This is a genomic window from Shewanella sairae (assembly GCF_023283535.1).
GTDB classification, from domain to species: domain Bacteria; phylum Pseudomonadota; class Gammaproteobacteria; order Enterobacterales; family Shewanellaceae; genus Shewanella; species Shewanella sairae.
Genome location: NZ_JAKILT010000002.1, coordinates 22,253 through 45,229 on the forward strand (window position 1 = coordinate 22,253; position 22,977 = coordinate 45,229).

17 protein-coding genes and 1 pseudogene are annotated in these 22,977 nt (G+C 44.5%); 10 read left to right on the forward strand and 8 right to left on the reverse strand.

The window, feature by feature from the left end:
- Nucleotides 1-59: 59 nt before the first annotated feature.
- Together L2748_RS00930 and L2748_RS00935 are read right to left on the reverse strand one after the other, a co-directional pair.
- Entirely contained in the window at nt 60-5,072 is a 5,013-nt protein-coding gene (locus L2748_RS00930; protein WP_220779403.1) for an Ig-like domain-containing protein, read from the reverse strand.
- A 2-nt stretch (nt 5,073-5,074) separates the two neighbouring features.
- Nucleotides 5,075-6,145: an OmpA family protein gene (locus L2748_RS00935; RefSeq protein WP_220779401.1), complete on the reverse strand. Its 1,071-nt coding sequence runs from the start codon at nt 6,143-6,145 to the stop codon at nt 5,075-5,077.
- A gap of 274 nt (nt 6,146-6,419) precedes the next feature.
- Between L2748_RS00935 and L2748_RS00940 the strand changes: the two genes are divergently transcribed.
- Nucleotides 6,420-6,890, forward strand: coding sequence for a BamJ family beta-barrel-assembly machinery protein (locus L2748_RS00940; protein ID WP_220779399.1), 471 nt, complete (start codon nt 6,420-6,422; stop codon nt 6,888-6,890).
- 113 nt (nt 6,891-7,003) lie between these two features.
- Here the strand turns inward: L2748_RS00940 and L2748_RS24695 are convergent.
- From L2748_RS24695 to L2748_RS00950, 3 genes and pseudogenes are all read right to left on the reverse strand, one after another.
- Nucleotides 7,004-7,129: pseudogene (locus L2748_RS24695) on the reverse strand (aminopeptidase P family protein); the annotation flags it as partial.
- Between the two features lie 39 nt (nt 7,130-7,168).
- On the reverse strand, nt 7,169-8,386 hold the full coding sequence (locus L2748_RS00945; RefSeq protein ID WP_220779397.1) for a M24 family metallopeptidase: 1,218 nt from the start codon (nt 8,384-8,386) through the stop codon (nt 7,169-7,171).
- Nucleotides 8,387-8,699: 313 nt separating this feature from the next.
- A complete protein-coding gene (locus tag L2748_RS00950; protein ID WP_220779395.1) occupies nt 8,700-9,470 on the reverse strand; it encodes an ROK family protein in 771 nt (256 codons plus the stop codon).
- 408 nt (nt 9,471-9,878) lie between these two features.
- On the opposite strand from L2748_RS00950, the gene L2748_RS00955 reads away from it, so the two are divergent.
- The 4 genes from L2748_RS00955 (at nt 9,879) to L2748_RS00970 (ending at nt 14,732) form a co-directional block, all read left to right on the forward strand.
- Entirely contained in the window at nt 9,879-11,666 is a 1,788-nt protein-coding gene (locus L2748_RS00955; RefSeq protein ID WP_220779393.1) for an aminopeptidase P family protein, read from the forward strand.
- Between the two features lie 207 nt (nt 11,667-11,873).
- The gene (locus L2748_RS00960) at nt 11,874-13,172 is read left to right on the forward strand and encodes a DEAD/DEAH box helicase (RefSeq protein ID WP_220779391.1); all 1,299 of its coding nucleotides are present in this window, start codon (nt 11,874-11,876) and stop codon (nt 13,170-13,172) included.
- 155 nt (nt 13,173-13,327) lie between these two features.
- Nucleotides 13,328-13,972, forward strand: a complete 645-nt coding sequence (locus L2748_RS00965) for a peroxiredoxin-like family protein (RefSeq protein WP_220779389.1) — start codon at nt 13,328-13,330, stop codon at nt 13,970-13,972.
- A gap of 121 nt (nt 13,973-14,093) precedes the next feature.
- Nucleotides 14,094-14,732, forward strand: a complete 639-nt coding sequence (locus tag L2748_RS00970; protein WP_220779387.1) for a DUF2913 family protein — start codon at nt 14,094-14,096, stop codon at nt 14,730-14,732.
- Nucleotides 14,733-14,825: 93 nt separating this feature from the next.
- On the opposite strand, the gene L2748_RS00975 is transcribed toward L2748_RS00970, so the two are convergent.
- On the reverse strand, nt 14,826-15,455 hold the full coding sequence (locus L2748_RS00975) for an OB-fold-containig protein (RefSeq protein WP_220779385.1): 630 nt from the start codon (nt 15,453-15,455) through the stop codon (nt 14,826-14,828).
- A 312-nt stretch (nt 15,456-15,767) separates the two neighbouring features.
- Between L2748_RS00975 and L2748_RS00980 the strand changes: the two genes are divergently transcribed.
- The 4 genes from L2748_RS00980 to L2748_RS00995 all read left to right on the forward strand — a co-directional run bounded on the left by L2748_RS00980 (nt 15,768) and on the right by L2748_RS00995 (nt 18,708).
- Nucleotides 15,768-17,252: a carboxypeptidase M32 gene (locus L2748_RS00980; RefSeq protein WP_220779383.1), complete on the forward strand. Its 1,485-nt coding sequence runs from the start codon at nt 15,768-15,770 to the stop codon at nt 17,250-17,252.
- 95 nt (nt 17,253-17,347) lie between these two features.
- Nucleotides 17,348-17,827 (forward strand): GNAT family N-acetyltransferase, encoded by a 480-nt coding sequence (locus L2748_RS00985; RefSeq protein ID WP_220779381.1) that lies wholly within the window; start codon nt 17,348-17,350, stop codon nt 17,825-17,827.
- 45 nt (nt 17,828-17,872) lie between these two features.
- Nucleotides 17,873-18,127 (forward strand): DUF2960 domain-containing protein, encoded by a 255-nt coding sequence (locus L2748_RS00990; RefSeq protein ID WP_220779379.1) that lies wholly within the window; start codon nt 17,873-17,875, stop codon nt 18,125-18,127.
- A gap of 71 nt (nt 18,128-18,198) precedes the next feature.
- Nucleotides 18,199-18,708, forward strand: coding sequence for an RDD family protein (locus L2748_RS00995; protein WP_220779453.1), 510 nt, complete (start codon nt 18,199-18,201; stop codon nt 18,706-18,708).
- Nucleotides 18,709-18,850: 142 nt separating this feature from the next.
- Here L2748_RS00995 and lptG read toward each other — a convergent pair whose 3' ends face one another.
- Together lptG and lptF are read right to left on the reverse strand one after the other, a co-directional pair.
- The gene (gene lptG, locus L2748_RS01000; RefSeq protein WP_220779377.1) at nt 18,851-19,909 is read right to left on the reverse strand and encodes an LPS export ABC transporter permease LptG; all 1,059 of its coding nucleotides are present in this window, start codon (nt 19,907-19,909) and stop codon (nt 18,851-18,853) included.
- The gene (gene lptF, locus L2748_RS01005; RefSeq protein ID WP_220779369.1) at nt 19,906-21,021 is read right to left on the reverse strand and encodes an LPS export ABC transporter permease LptF; all 1,116 of its coding nucleotides are present in this window, start codon (nt 21,019-21,021) and stop codon (nt 19,906-19,908) included. Before lptF ends, lptG begins: the two co-directional genes overlap by 4 nt.
- 223 nt (nt 21,022-21,244) lie before the next feature.
- On the opposite strand from lptF, the gene pepA reads away from it, so the two are divergent.
- The gene (gene pepA, locus L2748_RS01010) at nt 21,245-22,753 is read left to right on the forward strand and encodes a leucyl aminopeptidase (RefSeq protein WP_220779367.1); all 1,509 of its coding nucleotides are present in this window, start codon (nt 21,245-21,247) and stop codon (nt 22,751-22,753) included.
- Nucleotides 22,754-22,977 lie beyond the last annotated feature (224 nt).

The following is a 22,977-nucleotide window of genomic DNA, read 5'->3' on the forward strand; positions in this document are numbered from 1 at the left end:
AGCCCAAATAAGTGGCTGCGTTTTTCATTTTAACTCTATCAGTTCGACCTAGAAAAAACTTAAGGTGTCACGGTGACTTCAGCTGAGCCCGATGCCATGTCCATAGTCGCGGTCACAGTTGCGATACCGACACCGGTAGCGTTAATAACCTCTCTATTGCCATAGGCAATACTATTATCGGTTGAGCTCCAATTGACATATTTAGCGTAGTCAAACACATCGCCATTGCTATAAGTCACCATGACCTGAACCACTTGGTAATCGCCATTCTTAAGAGTGAGTACATTAGGAATAATTTCTATACTTTCAGCGACATTGGGTTCAACATTAAGTAGTAAACTATCACTATACCCATTGTAGCTTGCAGAAATGGTCGCAGCGCCGTCTTGACCCGTTCCCATCGCCTCTCCCGCGCGGGAGTTACCGGTTTGAATCGATACGGTATAAGGGTCATCACTTTTCCAATCGGCATCTAAGGTAATATCAACAACGTTACCATCAGAGAAATAAGCATTAGCATAAAACTGCTGAGTATTTTCGGCAAATACCGTATCCACTCGCGGAGTGATCTCGATTCGCTCTATAGCAGCAGCAGTAACTTGCGCGCTAACACTATCAATAGCACCATCAAATTGAGCCGTTATCTCACTGGTGCCTACCGCTCTTGCCGTTGCAACCCCCCCTTCAGATCCAGAGGTGACAATATGTACTACATCGGTCTGACTCGAAGACCAAGTCGCAAGCTCAGTGACATCCTCTGCTGGTCTGTCGATATAACTCGCCGTCGCCTTGTAGCGCCCTTTAGTACCAATAGGTGCCGATAGATTATCAGGAGTAATCGTTAACGAAAGGAGTTCACTATCGAGGACATTAATTCTCCCTTGCCCTTGAACACCTTGATAAATTGCAAAGGTATCCGTTGCTCCAGCCTCTATACCATATGCGACACCGTTACTATCAATGGAGACTTTACTCGCATCACCGCTTCGCCAATCGCTGATGTTTGTCACTTCTTTTCGAGTTATCGCTCCACTGCTATTTCTATAAACTGCAAACGCCTGTAACTGAGTTGTTTTATTGACAATAACATGGGTATCTGCAGGCTCGACATCCACACCTAAGTACTCAAAATCGCTGACGATGACTTGAGCCTGAGCCTCAATGCCATAGTAACGCGCAGTCACAGTCGTCTGCCCTTGAGCATCTCCGCTAACTCGACCTGCAGAGAACCCTGATGGCACAATATGTGCTATCGAGTCATCAGCCAAGCTCCATGTCGCAGCCGTCGATGCATCATTCGAATAACCATCGGAATAAAACGCCCTCGCAATATACTGCTGGCTTTCATTAATATTGATTGTTGAACTGACTGGCGTAACCTGAAGGTCCACTAAGCTTGGTTCATTCACAAACAGTGACGCCTTAGCTTTGAGTGATTTATAACTCGCTTGGATCTCGGTGCGACCAGATACCAAAGTATGTGCAACACCTTGTGAGTCTATGGTGGCAATATCGGTTTCGCTACTCTGCCAACTCGATTCTAGAGTCACCTCTTTACTGCTACCATCAGAGAAGCGTGCATAAGCCTGATATGCTTGGTCAAGCCCTGCCGCGACCGAAGCATCTGCGGGGGACACTGTCAGCTCCACTAATTCAGCAGGTGTCACCTTGACCACAGCTGTATCAGTTGCCGTTGTATATTGAACTGTAAGACCTGTCTGCCCTAGGCCCACGGCACTGGCAAAGCCTGGGGTTGGTGCGCCAGTAGCAATATGTACGATCCCCTCATCGCCTGAACGCCAAGTTGCCACTTTGGTAATATCTTCAGAACGGTTATCAGTATAAAAAGCACGAGCTGTAAACTGACCTTCTGTAGTGATTGGAACACTGATTAAACTTGGTGTCACTTTAATATAGTCAAGCTGTGCGTCAGTCACATCCAGTTCAGCTGTAGCCTGTAAACCAATATAATTGGCACTGACTTCAACATTCCCCGCCTGATAACTTTGAGCGACGCCTAAACGATCTAGCGTAGCGATATCGCTATCGGAACTATTCCAACTGACAACGTCTGTAAGGGGTTTGCTGTTGCCATCTGAAAACACCCCGGTCGCTTGATAAGCCTGAGTCAGCCCTGCTGCAATACGGCTATAAGCTGGCGAAATCACAAGCTTTTCGAGTATGGCATCGGTTACCGTCACATCAACTTTATCACTTATTCTTGCATACTCAGCTTGCACTTTCGTCATGCCTATTGCAGTGGCTTCAGCAAAGCCTGCCGAACTACCTGTTGCAGCAATATTGACTAAGCTTGGATCGCTAACACTCCAAGTCGCTAAGTGGGTAACGTCACTCGTATGACCATCGGAATAAAATGCATCGGCGCGATACTGCCCCGTTGTACCCAGTGGCACCGATAGATTAGCAGGAGAGACTTGAAGGCTAGTGACTTCAGCATCTGTCACTGTTAGTTCAGCAATGGCAGATAAACCGATATAGCTAGCTTTTATCTGACTCTTTCCCTGCTGATAGCTTTGCGCTAAGCCAGACTTGTCTACCGTTGCCACGGCTAAGGAGGCTGATTGCCAACTTGCTACATAAGTTAACTCTTTATTACTGCCATCAGAGAATATGCCAAATAGTCGATATTGTTGAGTATTTCCCACCGCAACAGTGGCCGTTACCGGCGTGATATTAAGTGACTCAAGTATTGCACTGGTCACATTAACATTAGCGCTTGCCAGCATGCCTTGATAGCTAGCTTCAACAGTCGAACTTCCTTCAGTAACACCTTCGGCTAGACCGCTAGCATTAACTTGCACAATTGACGGAGACACTGAGTTCCAATTCGCCAAGCGAGATACATCACTATTATGACCATCTGAGTAATAAGCCGTGGCGATGAGCTGCTGATTATAACCGACAGCTATAGCGCTATCTGCAGGTGAAACCTGTAATTTCGTGATAACGGCATCGGTCACAATTAACTCAGCAACGGCCTGCATCCCGAGGTAACTCGCAACGACATTCACCTGACCTTCTATTAGGCTGTGAGCGACACCAAAGGCATCGATAGTGGCAATATTGGTATCGCTGGTTTGCCAATCAGCGTAAGGTGTAACCTCTTTACTGCTGCCATCTGAAAATAACGCGAACAATTGATAGTCCTGATTATTACCAGCTGCGACACTTGCGCTAACAGGTGAGATAACCAAGCTTTGTAAAATTGCAGCGGTCACTTTCGCCTTGGTTTTACTGCTTATAATCGCCGATGTGACAGTCTCTGCTCCCGCTTGTGGATCAGCTGAAGTCAACACTGAGTCTACTGCAGAGCTGACTGCTGAATTTAATCCTGCGTAGGTGGCAGAAATATCCACTTGCCCCTCAGCTAACGCTTTTGCATAACCACCATCAGCACCTGAATTAACAATACTGACAATCTGTCGATTACTCGACAACCAACTCGCTTGCTGAGTAACATCATCACTATGCCCGTCAGAATAATAAGCGATAGCGCTGTATTGCCCTTGTATGCCGACCGGCACTTGTAAATCAATCGGTGAGATCTGTAACTCGACAACCTTTGCTTCTGTAACCGTTAGCTCTGTAGATTGACTTAGCCCTAAGTAATCAAAGCGGACATTAGTAACGCCAGCTAAGTACGTGTCAGCAAGACCTGAGTTTTCAGCAGTTACACCTATAGATGCTATTTGTGGCTCGCTACTTTGCCAATAGCCTAAGGTCGTGACATCTTTTGCACTACCATCACTAAAGCTTGCATAGGCTTGATATTGAACTTTAGTGCCAGCAGGCACTTGAATATTGATAGGTGAGATCTGCAGTGAGGTGATTACTGCATCCGTCACTTCTAATAGAGCATCTGCGCTTAGTGCTTGATAGCTCGCGGTAATGTTTGAGGTCCCAACCGCTTTTGCTATTGCATCACCAGCGTTTTTTCCTTGGGCAACAATGTCGACCACTTGCGCCTGAGATGCCGACCAAATTGCTTCGCGGCTCACATCTTTTACCTGCCCATCTGAAAAATAGGCTGTAGCAACATAAGTACCTTGGGTTCCTACTGGCACCCTCTTTTGAGCTGGAGTGACAACCAAATTACTGACCTGCGCATCCACAACAGTTAAGCTAGTGCTATCTGATAAGCTTGTACCTGCAAAAGTAAGCGTTGCTTGCACTTGAGTCAGCCCTAGCGACTTAGCCACTAAAAAACCTTGCTCATCAATGGCCGCAATATCCATAGCAGCACTTTGCCAGGTTGATTGTTCTGTTACATCGATACTCAAGCCATCCTCTAAGATAAGGTGTGCTTGATACTGTAAACTCGTGCCATTCGGTATAACCTCATCAAGCGGGTTTATCAATAATCGACTAGGTTGAGTCGCAAGCACAACCAATGTTGCCAATGCTTCTTGAGCGGAGAATTGTGCTTTTACTTGTGTGACACCAACCGCAAGCCCAGAGGCAAAACCGATAGCGTCTCCAGTACTCTCAATCGTTGCAATAGCTGTGTCTAAGCTAGTCCAATTTGCCTCGTTAGTGACATCCTGTTGATGTCCATCGGCAAATAAAGCCAAGGCTCGATAAGTCTGAGTCATTCCCACCAGTATCTGAGCCTGACCCGGTTCAATATTCAGTGCAGTTAGCGCGGCATCTGTCACCTTAAGTGTCGCAACTTCAGTTAATGCATTGCCTCCTTCTTGCAAAGGAGCTAGTACTGCTGTTATCTGCACCTCTCCAGCTAAGCTCCCCTGTGCGACACCACCGGCAGAAATGCTAGCCACAGCCGGTTCACTACTCGCCCAACTGACTTCCTGAGTGACATCTTTAGTTTCACCGTCACTGTATGTTGCGATGGCTTGATAAACTTGATGAGTGCTGACCGCAATCACACTATTGCTTGGTGTAACCTCAAGCGCAATAGCATATGCAGGGCAAGGGTTATCTGGCCCACCGCAAGCTCCAGTAGGAAAACCATCATCATCGCCACCACAACCAGCGAGAATCAATAAAGTAAGCAGTATTAGCTGGCGCTGCAGCTGTTTAAATATCGTCATCTTTAGATCTCCGGCTTCATTTCTGATGTCGTTGATTGAATATGGACTGTGACTCGGCGGTTCTTATAACGGTGTTCAGGAGCGTCATTTTTCGTTACCGGCGACTGCTCACCATAGCCATGAACCTCTATCTGCTCAGCTTTGACTCCCGCCGCAATTAAATAGTCTGCGACAGCTTGTGCCCTGCGCTCCGACAGCGCCTGATTGTAGCCTGCACTACCTTTTGAGTCGGTATAGCCCTTAATATTGGCTATTGCGGTAGGGAATTGTGTTAACCGTTCTATCACAGGTGTTAAAGCATCTGGATTAGATAATTCACTGCTATCAAAGCCAAATAGACTGATAACAGTGACTGCCGGGAGTACTACAGGTTTTGCTGTAATAGGAGGAATTTGTTCGGTTGAGATCGCCGGAGTCTCTGCAACTGGCGGCTGTTTTTTAGTTGGGCTTTGCCCAAAGCGATAGCTAATCCCCAAAGTGGTTAGGTGACCATTACTGCCACCAATCAACTCACTACCAAGGCTATCGATATATTGATATTCGAGTCGCGCCACCCAAGAAGGCGAAAACTTGTACTCAACCCCGGCTCCTAACATAGGAGCCCAATCTGAATCGGAGTGATAGCTATTAGGGCCACGGTTCTCACCATCCCAATAAAAACTCCCCGCCTTAGCAAACAGCTCAAGGTTTTCACTTAAGCTAAACCGAGTGATAGCGGAAAGTTCCAAGCCCTTCATGCTGCCAGTATATGTATTACTAACACCACTTTCAGAGTATTTTGCGACTGCTTCGCCTAGGTCAAGGTAAGCCGTCTCAAAGCCTAGGTATTGCCAAGCTTGATAACCGGCAAAAGCACCAAAACCAAGATCGTTCCTCTCACAAGTTATGCTCCAGCTTTCACAGGCGTTTTGGTAATGCATCTGTCCAGCCTTAGCGCCAAGATAAAAATAAGGCGCAAACTCTTTTGCGACTTCTACGTCATCAAGCTGTGCAGCATAAGACACGCCCAAAGGCAGACATAGCAGAGTCGAAGCAAAAAATGTGACCCTTCTTATTGAACTCAGTTTAAACATGACTTATTCCTTGATAACGATGTGTAACAAATACGCTGTACAACCGAATATAGTAGCTCAACATGATTACATTAGCATATCAGTGGTAACAATAGCTCATATAAGCAGCACTTATCAATTGATTGCTTCCCCTTGTATTTCTTTATTATTTAGCCCCGCAATCTACAAGGCGGTGAGTAGTAAAGACACTGTTCTTATGCGTTACTCGAAGATTTACCCACTGGCAACGATTCGCTATCATAGGCAGCTAAAATCAAAACAAGGTGTCTCAATAATGAAAGTAGTTTTAGCTGTTGTAGTGATTGCATGTGTTGTTTTTTACTTTTTTACGTCGATGAACAATCAAAAAGCGGCTAAAGAGAATATCGCCATCGGCAATGCTTTTTTAGCTGAAAACAAACTAAAAGACGGGGTGATAACCACAGCATCAGGCCTGCAATATCAAGTATTAGAACCTGGAACAGGTACGGTACACCCTAAAGCGAGTGACACGGTAACAGTGCACTACCACGGCACCTTAATTGATGGCAGTGTATTTGATAGTTCAGTTGAACGTGGTGAGCCAATTGCATTTCCGCTTAATCGCGTAATTAAAGGCTGGACTGAGGGCGTACAGCTCATGGTTGTTGGCGAAAAAACCCGTTTCTTTATTCCAAGTGAGCTTGCCTACGGTAATCGCAGTGCTGGTAAAATTGGCGGTGGTTCAACCTTAATCTTTGATGTTGAGCTGATCAGTATCGACTAACACTGATTTATTGATTCGAAAAAACAAAGCCCGAATGGATAACCATGCGGGCTTTTTGTTTGCGCTCATTTTGAAAGCGATGCCTCGTTACTAATAGCGAGGCATTGCAAATATTACGCTTCGTAACCAAATGGGTCGTCGATTGAATGAGCAGGCTTGGTGAACCAAACTGGGCCGTCTTCGCTCATATAGAAGTGGTCTTCATGACGCACACCGAACTCACCCGGTACACATAGTAATTGACGCCTCGTGACTTAATACAAGGCATCGCACTTTAGTTAAGCTTCGTAGCCAAATGGGTCGTCAATTGAGTGTGCAGGCTTGGTGAACCAAACAGGACCTTGCTCTGTCATGTAGAAATGGTCTTCATGACGCACACCGAACTCACCCGGTACACATAGCATTGGCTCGTTGCTAAAACACATACCCGCTTCTAATGGCGTGTGATCGTTCAAAACTAAGTATGGCCATTCATGAATATCAAGGCCGACACCGTGACCTGTGCGATGTGGAAGACCCGGTACATCATAGCCTGGACCAAAACCTGCAGCTTCAAGTACATCACGGGCTGCACGATCAACACTGGCACAAGTTGCGCCAATCTGCGCCGCTTCAAAACCTGCTATTTGCGATGCTTGCTCAAACTGCCATAATTCACGTTGACGTGGGCTAGGCTCACCATAAACGTAAGTACGGGTAATATCTGAGTTATAACCGTATAACTGACAACCGGTATCAATCAATACCGTGTCATTTAGCTCTAGTGCTTTAGGTGATTTAACCCCATGCGGGTAGGCACTGTCTTCACCGAATAACACGATACAGAAGTATGAACCTGCAGGAATACCCACTTTAATGTGCGCAGCATTGATAAAGGCTTCCACTTCACTGGTGGTAATGCCTTCATGCAAAATACGCGCAACCGCTTTGTGCACTTCCATCGTCATATCTTTAGCGCGCTGCAACAAACTTAGCTCAACCGCAGATTTAATCATGCGGCAACCTGCTGTTACTGGTTTAGCGTTAACATAGTTGTACTGCGGGTGCGCTTGACGCACGCCATCAAAGATAAAGAAGGCTGCAGATTCGTCGATGCCGATATCACCGGCTGTAATACCCATATTGGCTAATACCTTGCCAAATAGTACAAATGGGCTTTCATCTTCTTGCCAAGTATTAACTTTACCGTCGATGACCATGTAACCATTTAAAGTATCAACTTCAAAGGCTGGTGCGATATATTCAACATCCCCTTTTGCAGGCAAGATAGCGCCAACCATGCGCTCACTAGCGTACCAGCGCGTGCCTGTGTAATAGTAAAGGTTAGTGCCGGCATTTAAGTAAATTGCTGCAATCCCCTGCTCGCTCATAATGGCTTGCGCCTTAGCAATGCGAGCTTGGTACTCTTCACGACTAATAGGATCTGCACCTTGAGTCATGTCAGTTAATTTTGCTAATTCCAGCTCTGCGGTAGAACCGCCAACACCTATGGTCATATCTGTACCTTTCAAATTTGATTATTTATATTGTCATGCTGTCGCAGCGAATGAATCGTGGCAGCAAGCGCCACATTTGTAATGGCTCATGGTATGTCACACTTTCTAGCATAAAATATACAATCAGTCAGTAACTAATAGGGGAAAGTGCAAATAATTGTCGATCGTCGCGAGTTATATGTTGAGTAAAAGTGGATTGTTGAGCGATTTAAAACACATCAGTGATCAATCAACCCCCTTACAATGGGCAATAAAAAGAGCAACGTCCTTGATGAAGGTTGCCCTTATTATTTAATGGTTTACTATTTTGAAATTACTTATTCAGCATCACTTTAAGACCACGACAAACCATAGTCTCGCGATCATCGACACGGTTAATTTTTACCTTTGACGCCGGAATAGGTAACGCCATCTCTTTGATCGATGCTATACAAGCTTGGTAATAATGCGGGTTATCCATCAAGCTGCCAGCTAAGTATATATGTGATGGATTAAACAGGTTCACTACCCAAGCCAAGCTTTGACCAATGTAACTACCTGCACGGGCAATATCTTCGCTACGAGTCAGGTTGCGACGCTTTATCGAGGCGCCACTTGCAAGCTGCTCAAGACTAAACTCGCCAGACTCCGTCATCATACGACAATGCCCTAACTCGCCAGCCATACCTGATGCCCCAGTGAAAGGGATGCCGTTGACCGCAATTGACATACCAATGCCCATATCGCACATAACAAGTAACTCACAATCTTGCTTACTGTCCATTAATGCTTGCAGACCAGCATCACTGTCATTGGCAATAATAATCCGTTTTGCTTTAGTAAATAGATCTTCAACACTCAAGCCTTTTAGCCCAGGTAGTGACTGGCAGGACACCAATTGCTGCGCTTGTACTAACCCAGGAACGGCTATACCTAATCCATAATCTTCTAAGCCATAGTCTTGTTCTAACTCAGCGATTTGCGTATTTAAATTATTAATATTAAATCCGTCTGTTATCGCTATTTTATATTGCTCTACTCGCCCTTGTGTTTCTATTTCGAATAAGGCTTTTGAACCACTAATATCGATTGTTAATGTTTGCACTTAGCACTCCCATGAGCATGGCTACACCACGACTAATCGCATCCTAACGACAAACAAAATTCTAACATAATAGAGACTTACACCATATAGCTGCTTAGATATTAACGACCTATAGAATATCGATTAACTGTAAACAATTCGATTAATTGAAGTTTAATAGCAAGCTATATCGCATTAATCACTCGATTTTGGCTAAAACGCTGACTAAACAACGTTGTTGATTTAAGGAACTGCAAACCTTTTTGTCCAGTTTGGTTCACACTAGCGACCAGCTAACTAAACAATAAATCCTATAGGGTGACTGCCATGCACTTGGCATTTATGCTAATCTCCGCCCTAAATTCGTACAAAAAGAAATAGCCTCAAGCTCAGTCACTTTCTAGCTTGAACGCTAATAATGGAGTTTGAATGTCAAATACTATTGCAGCACGCTTAACTGCCATCCGCAGCGAAATGGCCAAATTAAACCTAGACGCATTTATTATTCCAAGAGCTGATGAATACCTAGGTGAGTATGTTCCTGAACATAACGAGCGCATGTTATGGGCCAGTGGATTTACCGGTTCTGCCGGCGCGATTATCGTCCTTAAAGAAAGCGCGGCAATCTTTGTCGATGGTCGTTACACGGTACAGGTTCGCCAGCAAGTTGATGGCAATTTATTCGAATATTTAAGCTTACATGATACCCCGCAAGTTCAATGGCTAATTGAGCAGCTTAGTGCCAATGCTCAAGTGGGTTTTGACGCCCGTTTGCATACCTTAGCTTGGTTTAATCAAACTCAAGCAGAGCTTGCTAAAGCGCAAATCACGCTAGCTACAGTTGCGCACAACCCTATCGATGTAAATTGGACCGACAGACCTACACCAACATCCGATCCTATTATGCTATTTAGCGAGCAAAGCGCCGGACGCAGCAGTTTAGACAAGCGCACTACAATTGGTGCGGATATCAAAGCCCAGGGCGCTGATGTGGCAATTATTTCAGCATTAGACTCATTTTGCTGGCTACTAAACATACGCGGTAAAGACATTCCTTGTTTGCCGGTTGTACTTGGCACAGCATTGCTACACGCCAATGGCGACATGGTGCTGTTCACCGACACCAAAAAGCTACCTGAAAATATCAACGAGCATGTTGGCACTGGCGTTAGCTTTAAAAATGAAGCAGAACTAGCTACAGAGCTCACCAAGCTAGAAGGCACAAAAGTGCTTGCTAGCCCAGATAGCAGTAATGCATGGCTACAACTGACAGCTCAAGAAGCTGGCGCACAGCTTATTGCCGGTAGTGACCCAGTTGCCTTACCAAAAGCACAAAAGAATGCAGCAGAGCTTGCAGGTATCAAGGCATGCCATGTCCGTGATGGCGTTGCTGTTAGTCGTTTTCTTGCTTGGTTAGACCGCGAAGTTGCTGCTAATCGGCTTTACGATGAAGCTGTACTGGCAGATAAGCTAGAAAGCTTCCGTTTAAGCGATCCTATGTACCAAGAGCCAAGCTTCGATACTATTTCGGCGGCTGGCGGTAACGCGGCGATGTGCCACTACAATCATAACAATGGTACGCCAGCGCAGATGCAGATGAACAGCATCTATCTGGTTGACTCTGGCGCCCAGTATTTAGACGGCACAACCGACGTTACCCGCACTATCGCTATCGGTGATGTCACCGATGAGCAGAGAAAAATGGTGACTTTGGTATTAAAAGGCCATATTGCTATCGATCAAGCTAAGTTCCCTAAAGGCACCAGCGGTATGCAACTTGATGCGTTCGCGCGCCAGTACTTATGGCAACATGGCTATGACTTTGACCACGGCACAGGCCATGGTGTAGGTCATTACTTAAGTGTGCATGAAGGTCCACAAGGCATAGCTAAGGGGCGTTCAAATGTGCCATTACTCGACGGTATGGTGTTGTCTAATGAGCCTGGCTACTACCGCGCTGAAGAATTTGGTATTCGACTAGAGAACTTAGTTGCCGTACGTCCATGCGCTGCACTTGCCAATATTGAGCGTGAAATGTTTGAGTTTGAAGCACTCACTTTCATTCCAATGGATGCACGCCTAATCGATAAACAATATCTAACCGAGCCTGAGATTAATTGGTTTAACCAATATCATCAGCAAGTTAAAGACAAGCTAACGCCGTTTATGCAAGGTGAAGATCTAGATTGGTTAAATAAGGTCACTGCGGCCATTTAATTGCGTGTTTTGTTCCATAATTAAAGCAGCGCTTAAGCGCTGCTTTTTATTGCGTAGTCGCTAACGCAAAATTGCCAAAGCACAGGTTTTAATCTAATACCAGTCAGTATAAAAGTTTGCTATACTCCGCGACCGCCATTTTAATGGTATAAGAAATGCTAGCGTACCTGTTAGTAATTGAATTGTTGAACATAGGACTCCTCAATCATGAGATTTGAATCATTTAGTTTTGCTCCTGAGATTTTGCGTGCAATCTCTGAATGTGGTTATGAAAAAATGACACCAATTCAGCAGCAAGCCATCCCTGCCGTGCGCCGCGGCCAAGATGTACTTGCTAGCGCGCAAACAGGTACGGGTAAAACGGCTGCGTTTGCATTGCCGATTTTACAAAAGATGCTTGATAACCCAAGCACTACCGGCCGCTCAAATGCACGTGCGTTGATCTTAACCCCAACCCGCGAGCTTGCAGCGCAAATTGCCGATAACGTTAATGACTACGCTAAGTACTTAGACATCTCTGTGGTCACCATCTTTGGTGGTGTTAAAATGGATACTCAGGCAACTAAGCTAAAGCGTGGTGCAGATATCATTATCGCCACTCCGGGCCGACTGCTTGAGCACATTGTGGCTTGTAACTTAAGCCTGTCTAACGTCGAGTCTTTAGTCCTAGACGAAGCCGACCGTATGCTAGATATGGGCTTTAGTGCCGATATTCAAAAGATTCTGCAAGCCGTTAATAAGAAACGTCAGAATCTATTGTTCTCGGCAACCTTCTCAACTGCGGTTAAGCAACTAGCTAACACGATGATGGTAAAACCAAACGTGATTACTGCTGACAAGCAAAACACCACAGCGATTACTGTTAGCCAAGTGGTTTACCCAGTTGAACAGCGCCGTAAGCGTGAGCTACTGTCAGAGCTTATTGGTAAGAAAAACTGGCGCCAAGTGCTAGTGTTTACCGCTACACGTGATGCTGCTGACAAGCTTGAAAAAGAGCTAAACCTTGATGGTATTCCAACTGCTGTTGTTCATGGAGAGAAGGCACAAGGTAGCCGTCGCCGTGCACTACGTGAGTTTAAAGAAGGTAAAATGCGCGTGTTAGTGGCAACCGAAGTTGCTGCACGTGGTCTGGATATTCAAGGCTTAGAGTACGTAGTTAACTACGACTTACCTTTCCTTGCTGAAGATTATGTTCACCGTATTGGCCGTACAGGCCGTGCCGGTAAATCAGGCGTAGCTATCTCATTTGTGAGCCGTGAAGAAGAGCGCACACTTGCTGATATCGAGAAGTTAATTGGTCAGCAACTTCGCCGTATTAGCATTCCTGGTTATGAAGTGGGTAGCCGCGATCTATTGATCAAACAGCTACAAAAACGCCGTAGTTTTGCTAAGAAACAGCAGCGTGTAGACAATGCTGGCGCACAGGTTATTGCAGAGAAGAACATGCAAGGCCGCCGTGTTAAAGTGAAAAATGCCTCACCAGCAAAAATTAAGAAGATAAAATAATCGCTGTACGGACACCGAATTATTTTATAAACAAAAAAGGCACCTTTTGGTGCCTTTTTTGTACACGACGATTATTCCTTATGCAATGAAAGCAATTTGCGCTCTACGCGGTCTTGTTCAACGCAACCCCATTTTGCTTTAAAAAAGGAATAATAATGCTAAGAAATACCTTTGCAGTAATAGCGCTAATAATCAGCAGTGCAACGCTAAGCCATGCAGCGAATGCTAAAGCCATCGCCAGTGATGAACTCAATGTAATGCCGCTAATGAACGGCCAAACGATCCCTTCTGCCAACCTTAAAGCTCTAAACGATCGCACTATTGATATTGCCAAGATCACCCAAGGCAAACCTAGCGTGATCTTTTTCTACCGTGGTGGTTGGTGCCCATTTTGCAATTCACAAATGGGACAACTTAAAGCCATCGAGCCGAAGCTTATTGAAATGGGCTTTCAGCTAATTGGCATATCACCCGACACGCCAGCCAAACTTAAACAGTCAATGACAGAGCAAGAGCTCTCTTACACCTTATTATCTGACGCTAACCTTGATGTGAGTAAAGCGTTCGGTTTGGCCTACTTTACAAGTGAAAAAGTCACTAATCGCTACCTAAGTAAAATGAAGCTTGAAAACAAGCTTTGGCAAACACCAGAGGGCGAACAACGCTTAGTGTTACCTGTGCCAGCAGTTTACATTACAGATGCTAATGGCCTAGTGCACTTTCAATATGTTAACCCTAACTTTAGAGTGCGCCCTGCACCAGAGTTAATAATGACAGCAGCAAGTTTAATTAAACAGTAAAAAGCTGCCCGTAAACCGACTAAAAGGATGTTTACGGGCTAAGTTAATTTCGCACTTGCCGCACATTAGGTATAATCCCCCCAGCCGTCACCTTTTATTACTTCCACGCGGCGGAGAATCGATGTCAGATATCACTTATAACCAAGCCGTTTTAGCGTTCGCTATCGCGGGTCTCGATGCGCTTGCAGAAGCGAGTGCTAAAAGTAGCAGCGTCAGAACGCCTGCAGCAGAAAGCCACTTTCTATGTAGTTGGATGGTCACAGCATTAAAGCAGCGTACTTTCTCAAAGCTAGTCGCCGAAGACTTAACCTTGTGGATCCGTCAAGCTCGCAGCATGGGTGCTGGCGCAGAGCTAAAAGCACTGCTTGAGAAGATTAAGGCGCAATATAGTTATATTAGCGACAAGCAAACAGGCTTAGGCGCTTCGATAAATAACATGATTGCTGATCTTGAGTCACAAGAGTGGCTAATCATTACCGATCAAGAAGTGACTAAAAAACTCAAACTTGATAGTGATGGCTGCAATAGCTTAATCATTTCAGATGATCAGTTCACTCAACGTATCGTCGGTGATGAGTTAATTAAACCTATCACTATTTTTGTGCGAGCTGATGAAACCTTACTGGCTAAAATCGCATTTCAGCATAATCTGCTATTAAGCCCAGGTAACAAAAAAGCCTCTTTAATTAAGCACCATAAAGCTTACCAAATTTGGCCTAAGAATCAGCAGCCAGCGCTGACCATATTACAGCCTTTGTAAGCTGATACTTTGTATTATCAATGGTTACGCTGAGTAATAAAAATGGCTTGCTATTGCAAGCCATTTTTATATTTCAATGACAGTAACTGCAGCTCAATTATCTAATGGTGTTGCCTGCCACACTCTGCCTTTACGACTCACCAGTGCAACTAATGCCCCTTCGGAAAACTCTATCTCTGTCGTTGCTGGCTCAACATATATTTGATGCTCTTGTTGATGCTGATCAATCACTGTTGCTGCGCTTGGATAACCCAAAATAGCCTTGCTGCCAACCTTAGCAACACTTCCATTTAGCTCTTCTACCGATATTAGTTGAGGTATATTGGCAGGTATTCGTTTTACAAAGAAATTGCCTAAATAGTGGCAACAACAAAACATAAAGATAATGGATGTCGGCAACAGTAACAGCTGAGACAAAGTACTTGAAAAGCCGTAAATGGCAATATAGTTAATCAATAAACCAACGAGGCCAAAACTCATAAAAGCGAGTGTAAACCAAGTCAATGCAGGCAGACTTTCTATATTAAGCCAAGCATAAAGCCCTCCTAGAAATTGGCGTTTCTGAGGAGCTTCAGATTCAAGACTCACACCTTTTGCACTAAGTAACCCCGCTAAACTCGCGCCAAGCACCAAAGTAAAACTTTCTAACAACCAAAATAGAAAGACCAGAAGTAATGCGATCGTATACGGCAGACTTTGTTGACTGAATAAAAACGACTCCATTCATCCTCCATGAAAATGAGTAAACTACATGATCCTATGTAGTTGCCATGCAATCTATCCTTCAAACTGCACGCGTAACATCATGTTAACACAAAATTTTAACTTCGCCACAGCCAAGTAAAATTGTTAATGACAAAAACACAAAACCAATAAATTCAACTCCTTCAATGGTACTGTTCTGCCACTCTGGTCCAAATTACGCGGTACAATGGCTTCAAGTAATCTATTGCAAATACCAGCCTTAAACTTGATGAGCCTTATCCATATTACGTGCTAGCATTAGCCTAATTACTTCGACTGAGCCTTCGTATTATGAGCGCAGATAGCAACTCAAATTACCAAACACTAGTGAAACATTTCCAAAGCATTAGTCATTTTGAACATTTAAGCGCATTAGGCGATTGGGACCAAGCCACCATGATGCCTAATGGTGGCGGCGAAGCCCGCGGCGCAGCAATGGCTGAGCTTGCGAAACATATCCATAGTTTAAAAACAGCGCCAATGTTGGCTGGCACAATTGCTCAAGCCCAAGAGCAAGTGTTAACAGCAGAGCAGCAAGCTAACTTGCGTGAGATTAACTATCAATTTTTGCAAGCTAATGCCGTTCCTGGCGATTTAGTCGAAGCCAAAACAAAGGCCGCATACCATTGTGAACAAGCATGGCGTGAACAGCGCAAAAATAATGATTGGCAAGGATTTAAGCCTAACCTTGAACAGCTTATGGACTTGGTAAAAGAGGAAGCGGCTATTCGCGCTGAAATCCTCAACGTCAGCCCATATGATGCTTTGCTTGATAAGTTTGAACCTGGCATGACAACAGCCAGCATTGATAGCATATTCACTCAAGTCAAAAGCTGGTTGCCAGAACTCATCCAACAAGTTCAGCATAAGCAAGCAAGCGAACCTAAGTACACAATTCCACCTGCAAGCGCAGAAAGCCAAGCTCTACTTGGTCGAGAAGTGATGCAGATTTTAGGTTTCGACTTTAACCACGGCCGCCTCGATATTAGCAATCACCCTTTTTGCGGCGGCGTTGCCAGCGATGTGCGCCTAACAACTCGATATGATGAAGCAGACTTTACTAGTGGCTTAATGGGCATTGTTCATGAAACCGGACACGCTAAATATGAGCAAGGGTTACCTATAGCTTGGCGCGGGCAACCTGCGGGTCTAGCACGCTCAATGGCATTGCATGAAAGCCAAAGCTTGTTTTGTGAAATGCAGGTTGGCCGTGGCAGTGGTTTTTTAAAGCTTATCCAGCCTCACCTCAAAGGGCTGTTAGGCTGTGATCTTAGCCATGAGAAACTTAACAATATCTACACTCGTGTTACGCCAGGTCATATAAGAGTCGATGCCGACGAGGTTACCTACCCTTGTCATATTTTGCTACGTTTTGAAGCCGAGAAAGCACTGGTTTCTGGTGAACTAGCTGTGGCAGATCTACCTGATTTTTGGTCAAGTCAGATGCAATCACTATTAGGTATTAACACTGATGGTGACTACAAAAATGGCTGTATGCAAGACATTCATTGGGCGGTAGGCGAGCTAGGTTACTTCCCTAGTTATACCTTAGGTGCCATGTATGCTGCGCAATTTAAACAGGCAATGGAAAGCCAAATAGGCAGTGTAGAAACCCTCATCAATAACGGTCGACTTGGCGATGTAATGCATTGGCTGCAAACCCATGTTTGGTCCCAAGGTAGCCTATTGGAAATCGATGAGCTTATGCGTCAAGCAACAGGTGAAACACTTAACCCAGCTCACTTTAAGCGCCACTTAGAAAACCGCTATTTATAATCGCCAACATTGACTCTGCAACTAGCACTTAGTTGCAGAGAACAACCTGACTGATTATTTCAGCCCTTATTGCTATTGATACACGAGTTAACACCATGAGCTTGCGCGCTATTGAACCACTAGATTGGTCGACTATTCTCGAGATCCAACTAGAGTGCTATCCAAAAATTGAACCCGAATCGCTGCTCGTTTTGCAAAGCAAATGGCTAGCATCACCTGAAACTTGCTTTGTGCTGCAGTCCCAAGAAACGATTATTGGCTACTGTTTAGCCCATCCTTGGTTGCTCGATAATCCGCCATCACTCGAGCAAGAGCTGGCACCAATAACCCAAGCTGACACACTCTATTTACATGACATTGCGCTGTCGGTCAAAGCACAAGGAAAAGGTGCAGGCAAACAAGTACTGGCTAAACTTAAAGACTTTGCCCAACTTAATCAGCTCAGCACCATCTCTTTAGTTGCAGTGCAAGGCGCACACCATTATTGGGGCAAACAAGGGTTTGTTACCAAGGCTATAAGCAAAGATCTCAGTGCTTACCCTGAAGATGCTCACTATATGGTTTATACCTTATAGCTGAGATTTGTTATCATAGAGCGACTTTCATTAGAGATGCTTACAATGGCAACTAGAATTACCTATAAATTTAAAAACCAAGCAAAAGAAATCAACTTTGCTTACGACAAGTTTCACGACATTTACGAAGCGGTTGCCGCAGCAGAAGGCGTTGATTTAACTCAATACCTGATGATGGAGCAGCAAATTGCAATGACTTCTAAAGGCTCATCGGCTGTTAAAGACTTTCGTGCAAAAGAGTTTGCTCGTTTTGGCTTTAGCGACATCTACTACCATAAAGATGAACCAAAAAAATCATAACATGTAAGCCTGTAGCAGTTATCACCATCCAATAAACCTAATAAAAAGTGATATAAATGACGACTTCATATTTGCCTAATAACGAACATGCTAACTTTCCACGAGCTGGTTTTTTTAAACGCTGTGGCGCGATAGTTTATGACCTTCTTCTTGCGGTAGCCGTATACATGGTTGCCGGAGCAATTGGTTTCGGTATTTTTATCGGTTTAACATCCACTGGATTAATTGATACCTCTGGCTATGAGCATGTTTCAGACGTGCTTAACAACACGCCGCTTTATAAAGGTATTTACCAGTTCTGGATAGCACTATGCGTCGGTCTTTTTTATATCAGTTTTTGGAGTTATGGTGGGCAAACACTAGGGATGCGAGCATGGCGTCTGAAAATTCAACATCCAAATGGTCAAAACCTCAGTATGGTAACAGCTGCGGCTCGACTTGTTTGGTCGTTACTGGGGATCGGTAATTTGTGGATTTTGATTAATGGTGACAAGCTCGCACTGCAAGATATGATGACTCGCTCGGAAGTCGTTGAGCTATCTAAAGAAGCCAATCAAATGCGTAACTGGCGCGGAGTATAATCGCCCCAAGCTTCCATTGTGCAGCTAAAAGCGATAATCCCTACGTAAAAGACAAAGTTTTAGCGATTAAAAAAGCCAATCAGCAACGGGGTAATCCCCTAGCTATTGGCTTTTTTTATGCTTTTAACAGGCTAAATTTGTTCTACTTTCTAATAAAGTATAATGCACCAATACTAAAGATAAGTGCTGGCATGCCCGCGCTAATAAAGGCAGGTAACCCATATACGATGCTCAGTGGTCCAAATATTTCACTACAGATATAGAAGCTAAACCCTGCCACCACACCAAGTAATACTCTTGCGCCCATGGTGACGGTTCTAAGCGGACCAAATACAAATGACAGTGCCACCAGCATCATTACCGCAACCGTAATCGGCTGCATTAGCTTACGCCACAATGCCAACTCATAACGCTCTGACGCTTGGTTATTACTCTCAAGGTAATCTAGATAATCCAGCAAACCTTCAATGGATAATGCTTCGGGTTTAACAGACACCACACTGAGCTTTTCAGGCGTAAGCGAAGAGATCCACTTATCTTCGTCAAGATTAACCAAGACCACTTGCTCATTTTTAAGAGTAGTTCTACGCACATCTTTCAGTTGCCAATACTCATCTTTGTACTCAGCAGAGTCGGCATGAATGGTACTGATAAGTGTCGTTGTATCGTCAAACTCATACAAGGTAATATCACGCAGGTTATTAATATCTGCAGCACCGCCAATATTGACAAACAAGTCGCCATCTTTAGCCCAAATGCCACGGCTAGAGTCGATTAAACTACCACCTGAAACGTTAGTCCGTTTAATTTCTTTGGCGCGTAATTCAGCAACTGGCGCAACCCACTCAGTTAGCATCATCACCATAATCATCAACGGAATAGCGGTTTTCATTGCAGACATAGTGATTTGCAAGCGTGACAAACCCGCAGATTGCATCACCACTAATTCAGAATTAGACGCTAGCATGCCCATACCAATCAAGGCGCCAAGCAATACCGCCATTGGAAAGAACAGTTCAATGTCCCGTGGAATTAAGAACAATACGTAAACGGCTGCATCCATCATGGTATACGTGCCACGACCAACAACACGTAATTGGTCAACCCACTTAATTATACCCGATAGGCCAGTTAGAACTAATAACGCCAATGAAGAGGTACTAATCAGTACCTTGGCGATATACATGTCTAATATTCTCATGCTTTAGCCGCCTTTTTACGCTTAAATAAACCTGACAATTTAGCGCCCAGCGGACGTTCTTTACCTAACAGTAGTATGCCTATAGCGAGAGCCGAGGCATGGATCCACCACATACCTAGGTATTGAGGAATAACCCCATCTTCAAGTGATTTACGTCCTGCCACCATAAGACCGAAGTAACCTAGGTACAATAAAATGGCCGGGAACATTTTAGCAAACTTACCTTGGCGGTTATTCACTCTGGCCATAGGTACCGCAATTAAAGTCATCAATGGAATAGCCAGAGGAATCGCTAAACGCCAATGGAACTCAGCCGTTGCTTCAGGACTATCTACCTTCATCAACTCGCCAATTGGCATGGCTGATAATTTACGGCGACGCTCGTCTACGGCTTGCTCTTTAATCTGCATCTGGTAACCACCAAACTCTACAATTTGGTAATCAACACGTTTAGGGTTGCCTTGGTACTGTACACCATCTTCAAGCTGTAAACGCTGGCCGCCCGTTTCATCTTCAACCACTTTACCACTGCGCGCCACGACAACATTAGCAACACCGGTTTCATCATTTGGATCAGGCAGCTGCGCCACAAACACTTTATCTAACTTGTTATCACGACCAATGCGCTCAACAAATAAGACTGCGCGACCATTAGGGCTGGTCTGAAAACGGCCTTGGGTAATCGCCGCAAGCCCTGCTTCAGATTGCGCATGTTCAAGCACTTGGTTTTGACGTTCTTCCGCCCATGGTGCCACGTACACTGATAAAAACAGTGTAAAAACCATATTTGCAACCGCAAGGAGTAAGGTCACTCGAGTGATATACCACTCGCTGATCCCTACGCCATGGAAAATAACCATTTCATTTTCGGCATACATTCGCCCATGAGCTAATAAAATGCCCAAGAATAAACTTAAAGGTAATACCAGAACGGTAAGAAATGGCATGTTAAGACCGAGTAAGGTCATAACGAGAGAGGCGGGGAATTCGCCGTCAGAGGCATCAGCAAGCACTCGGACAAAGTGTTGGCTAATAAAAATAGCTAACAACACCAAAAGTACCGCAATTTGCGCTTTTAAAACTTCTCTAATCAGGTATCTAAATACAATCACAGTAAGGATCCGGTCTCCAAACGTTCATTTATGCTGGTATCAATACAACTTTCATGTAGACTGTCTACTTTTAGTAGTTTTGTAACCAACAATTACATAACATGGCCAAGGAAAACACCTGAAAAGTAAATTATAGGGTGCGCCATATTCAGGCCCTTTTTGGGCACAAGCAGACATTATCTAATAAATAATAAAATTTGTCTTTAAGAATCTAGGAGAGCTCATGGAGTTTAGCGTAAAGAGCGGCAGTCCAGAAAAACAACGCTCGGCTTGTATCGTCGTAGGAGTATACGAACCAAGACGCTTGTCCGGCATCGCCGAACAGTTGGATAAAATTAGCGAAGGCTACATAAGCAATTTACTTCGTCGTGGCGATTTGGAAGGTAAGCCAGGACAGATGTTATTACTGCACCATGTGCCAAATGTACTAAGCGAACGTGTTTTGCTAGTGGGTTGCGGTAAAGAGCGCGAACTAGATGAGCGCCAATACAAGCAAATCATCACAAAGACAATCAACACCTTAAATGAAACAGGTTCTATGGAGGCTGTTTGCTTCCTAACTGAACTGCACGTTAAGGGTCGCGACACTTATTGGAAAGTGCGTGAAGCCGTTGAAACCACTCAAAATAGCCTATACAGCTTCGACGCTTTAAAAACCCGTAAAGGTGAAACTCGTCGTCCACTGCGTAAACTGGTATTTAATGTACCGACTCGCCGTGAGCTAACTGTTGGCGAACGTGCTATTGAGCACGGTATGGCAGTTTCTTCTGGTATGCATCTGTGTCGTGATGTTGCCAATATGCCGCCAAATATCTGTAATCCTGCTTATCTCGCATCACAAGCACGCCAAATTGCTGAAAATACTGAAAACCTAACGGTAACAACATTAGGTGAAGAGCAGATGGAAGCACTAGGTATGAACTCATACCTTGCGGTTGGTCGTGGTAGCCACAATGAGTCAGTCATGACCATTATGGAGTACAAAGGCGCAGTCGATAACACTGAAAAGCCTATTGTACTAATTGGTAAAGGCCTAACGTTTGACTCTGGTGGTATTTCACTAAAACCTGGTGAAGCCATGGACGAAATGAAATATGACATGGGCGGCGCAGCCGGTGTTATTGGTGCGATGAAAGCATTATGCGAAATGCAACTACCAATCAATGTCATTGGTATTTTGGCTGGCTGTGAAAACATGCCGTCAAGTAATGCATATCGCCCAGGCGACATCCTTACGACTATGTCTGGTCAAACTGTTGAAGTATTAAATACTGATGCTGAAGGCCGTCTAGTCTTATGTGATGTACTGACCTATGTTGAGCGCTTTGACCCAGAATTAGTTGTAGATACAGCAACCTTAACAGGTGCTTGTGTGATTGCGCTTGGTAAACACGCTTCAGGCTTATTCTCTGGTCATAACCCACTGGCACACGAGCTATTAAATGCCGGTGAGCAAAGTGGCGATCGCGCTTGGCGTATGCCGTTATGGGATGAGTATCAAGAGCACTTGGAAAGCCCATTTGCCGATATGACAAACCTAGGTGGCCGTGCAGCTGGTTCTATCACAGCAGCTTGTTTCCTATCTCGCTTTGCTAAAAAGTATAACTGGGCGCATTTAGATGTGGCTGGTACAGCTTGGAACAGCGGTGCAAATAAAGGCTCTACAGGTCGTCCTGTTCCTTTACTAACCCAGTTCCTAATTAATCGAGCAGGTGTTGAGCAAGGCGAATAAGCTTCGCCCCCATCAAACAGAAGGCTAAATCTAACGGGTTTAGCCTTTTTTATGGGCGTTACAGCAACTCACAATCAGAGATACTGTCTTCGCCCTAGATTTTGTCTAAAAAAAGTTCAAAACTGAGAACTAACTGACATTATATTTAGCACTAAATATCGACAGAAAAATATTTGAGTTTACAATACGCGCTTATCTCACAGCTTCAGTTTTTAATCCCCTCA

Excerpts from the sequence above, each read along its gene's own strand:
- L2748_RS00930 (WP_220779403.1), bottom strand. The coding sequence starts at position 5,072 with ATGACGATATTTAAACAGCTGCAGCGCCAGCTAATACTGCTTACTTTA.
- L2748_RS00935 (WP_220779401.1), bottom strand. The coding sequence starts at position 6,145 with ATGTTTAAACTGAGTTCAATAAGAAGGGTCACATTTTTTGCTTCGACT.
- L2748_RS00940 (WP_220779399.1), top strand. The coding sequence starts at position 6,420 with ATGAAAGTAGTTTTAGCTGTTGTAGTGATTGCATGTGTTGTTTTTTAC.
- L2748_RS00945 (WP_220779397.1), bottom strand. The coding sequence starts at position 8,386 with ATGACCATAGGTGTTGGCGGTTCTACCGCAGAGCTGGAATTAGCAAAA.
- L2748_RS00955 (WP_220779393.1), top strand. The coding sequence starts at position 9,879 with ATGTCAAATACTATTGCAGCACGCTTAACTGCCATCCGCAGCGAAATG.
- L2748_RS00960 (WP_220779391.1), top strand. The coding sequence starts at position 11,874 with ATGAGATTTGAATCATTTAGTTTTGCTCCTGAGATTTTGCGTGCAATC.
- L2748_RS00965 (WP_220779389.1), top strand. The coding sequence starts at position 13,328 with ATGCTAAGAAATACCTTTGCAGTAATAGCGCTAATAATCAGCAGTGCA.
- L2748_RS00970 (WP_220779387.1), top strand. The coding sequence starts at position 14,094 with ATGTCAGATATCACTTATAACCAAGCCGTTTTAGCGTTCGCTATCGCG.
- L2748_RS00975 (WP_220779385.1), bottom strand. The coding sequence starts at position 15,455 with ATGGAGTCGTTTTTATTCAGTCAACAAAGTCTGCCGTATACGATCGCA.
- L2748_RS00980 (WP_220779383.1), top strand. The coding sequence starts at position 15,768 with ATGAGCGCAGATAGCAACTCAAATTACCAAACACTAGTGAAACATTTC.
- L2748_RS00985 (WP_220779381.1), top strand. The coding sequence starts at position 17,348 with ATGAGCTTGCGCGCTATTGAACCACTAGATTGGTCGACTATTCTCGAG.
- L2748_RS00990 (WP_220779379.1), top strand. The coding sequence starts at position 17,873 with ATGGCAACTAGAATTACCTATAAATTTAAAAACCAAGCAAAAGAAATC.
- lptG (WP_220779377.1), bottom strand. The coding sequence starts at position 19,909 with ATGAGAATATTAGACATGTATATCGCCAAGGTACTGATTAGTACCTCT.
- pepA (WP_220779367.1), top strand. The coding sequence starts at position 21,245 with ATGGAGTTTAGCGTAAAGAGCGGCAGTCCAGAAAAACAACGCTCGGCT.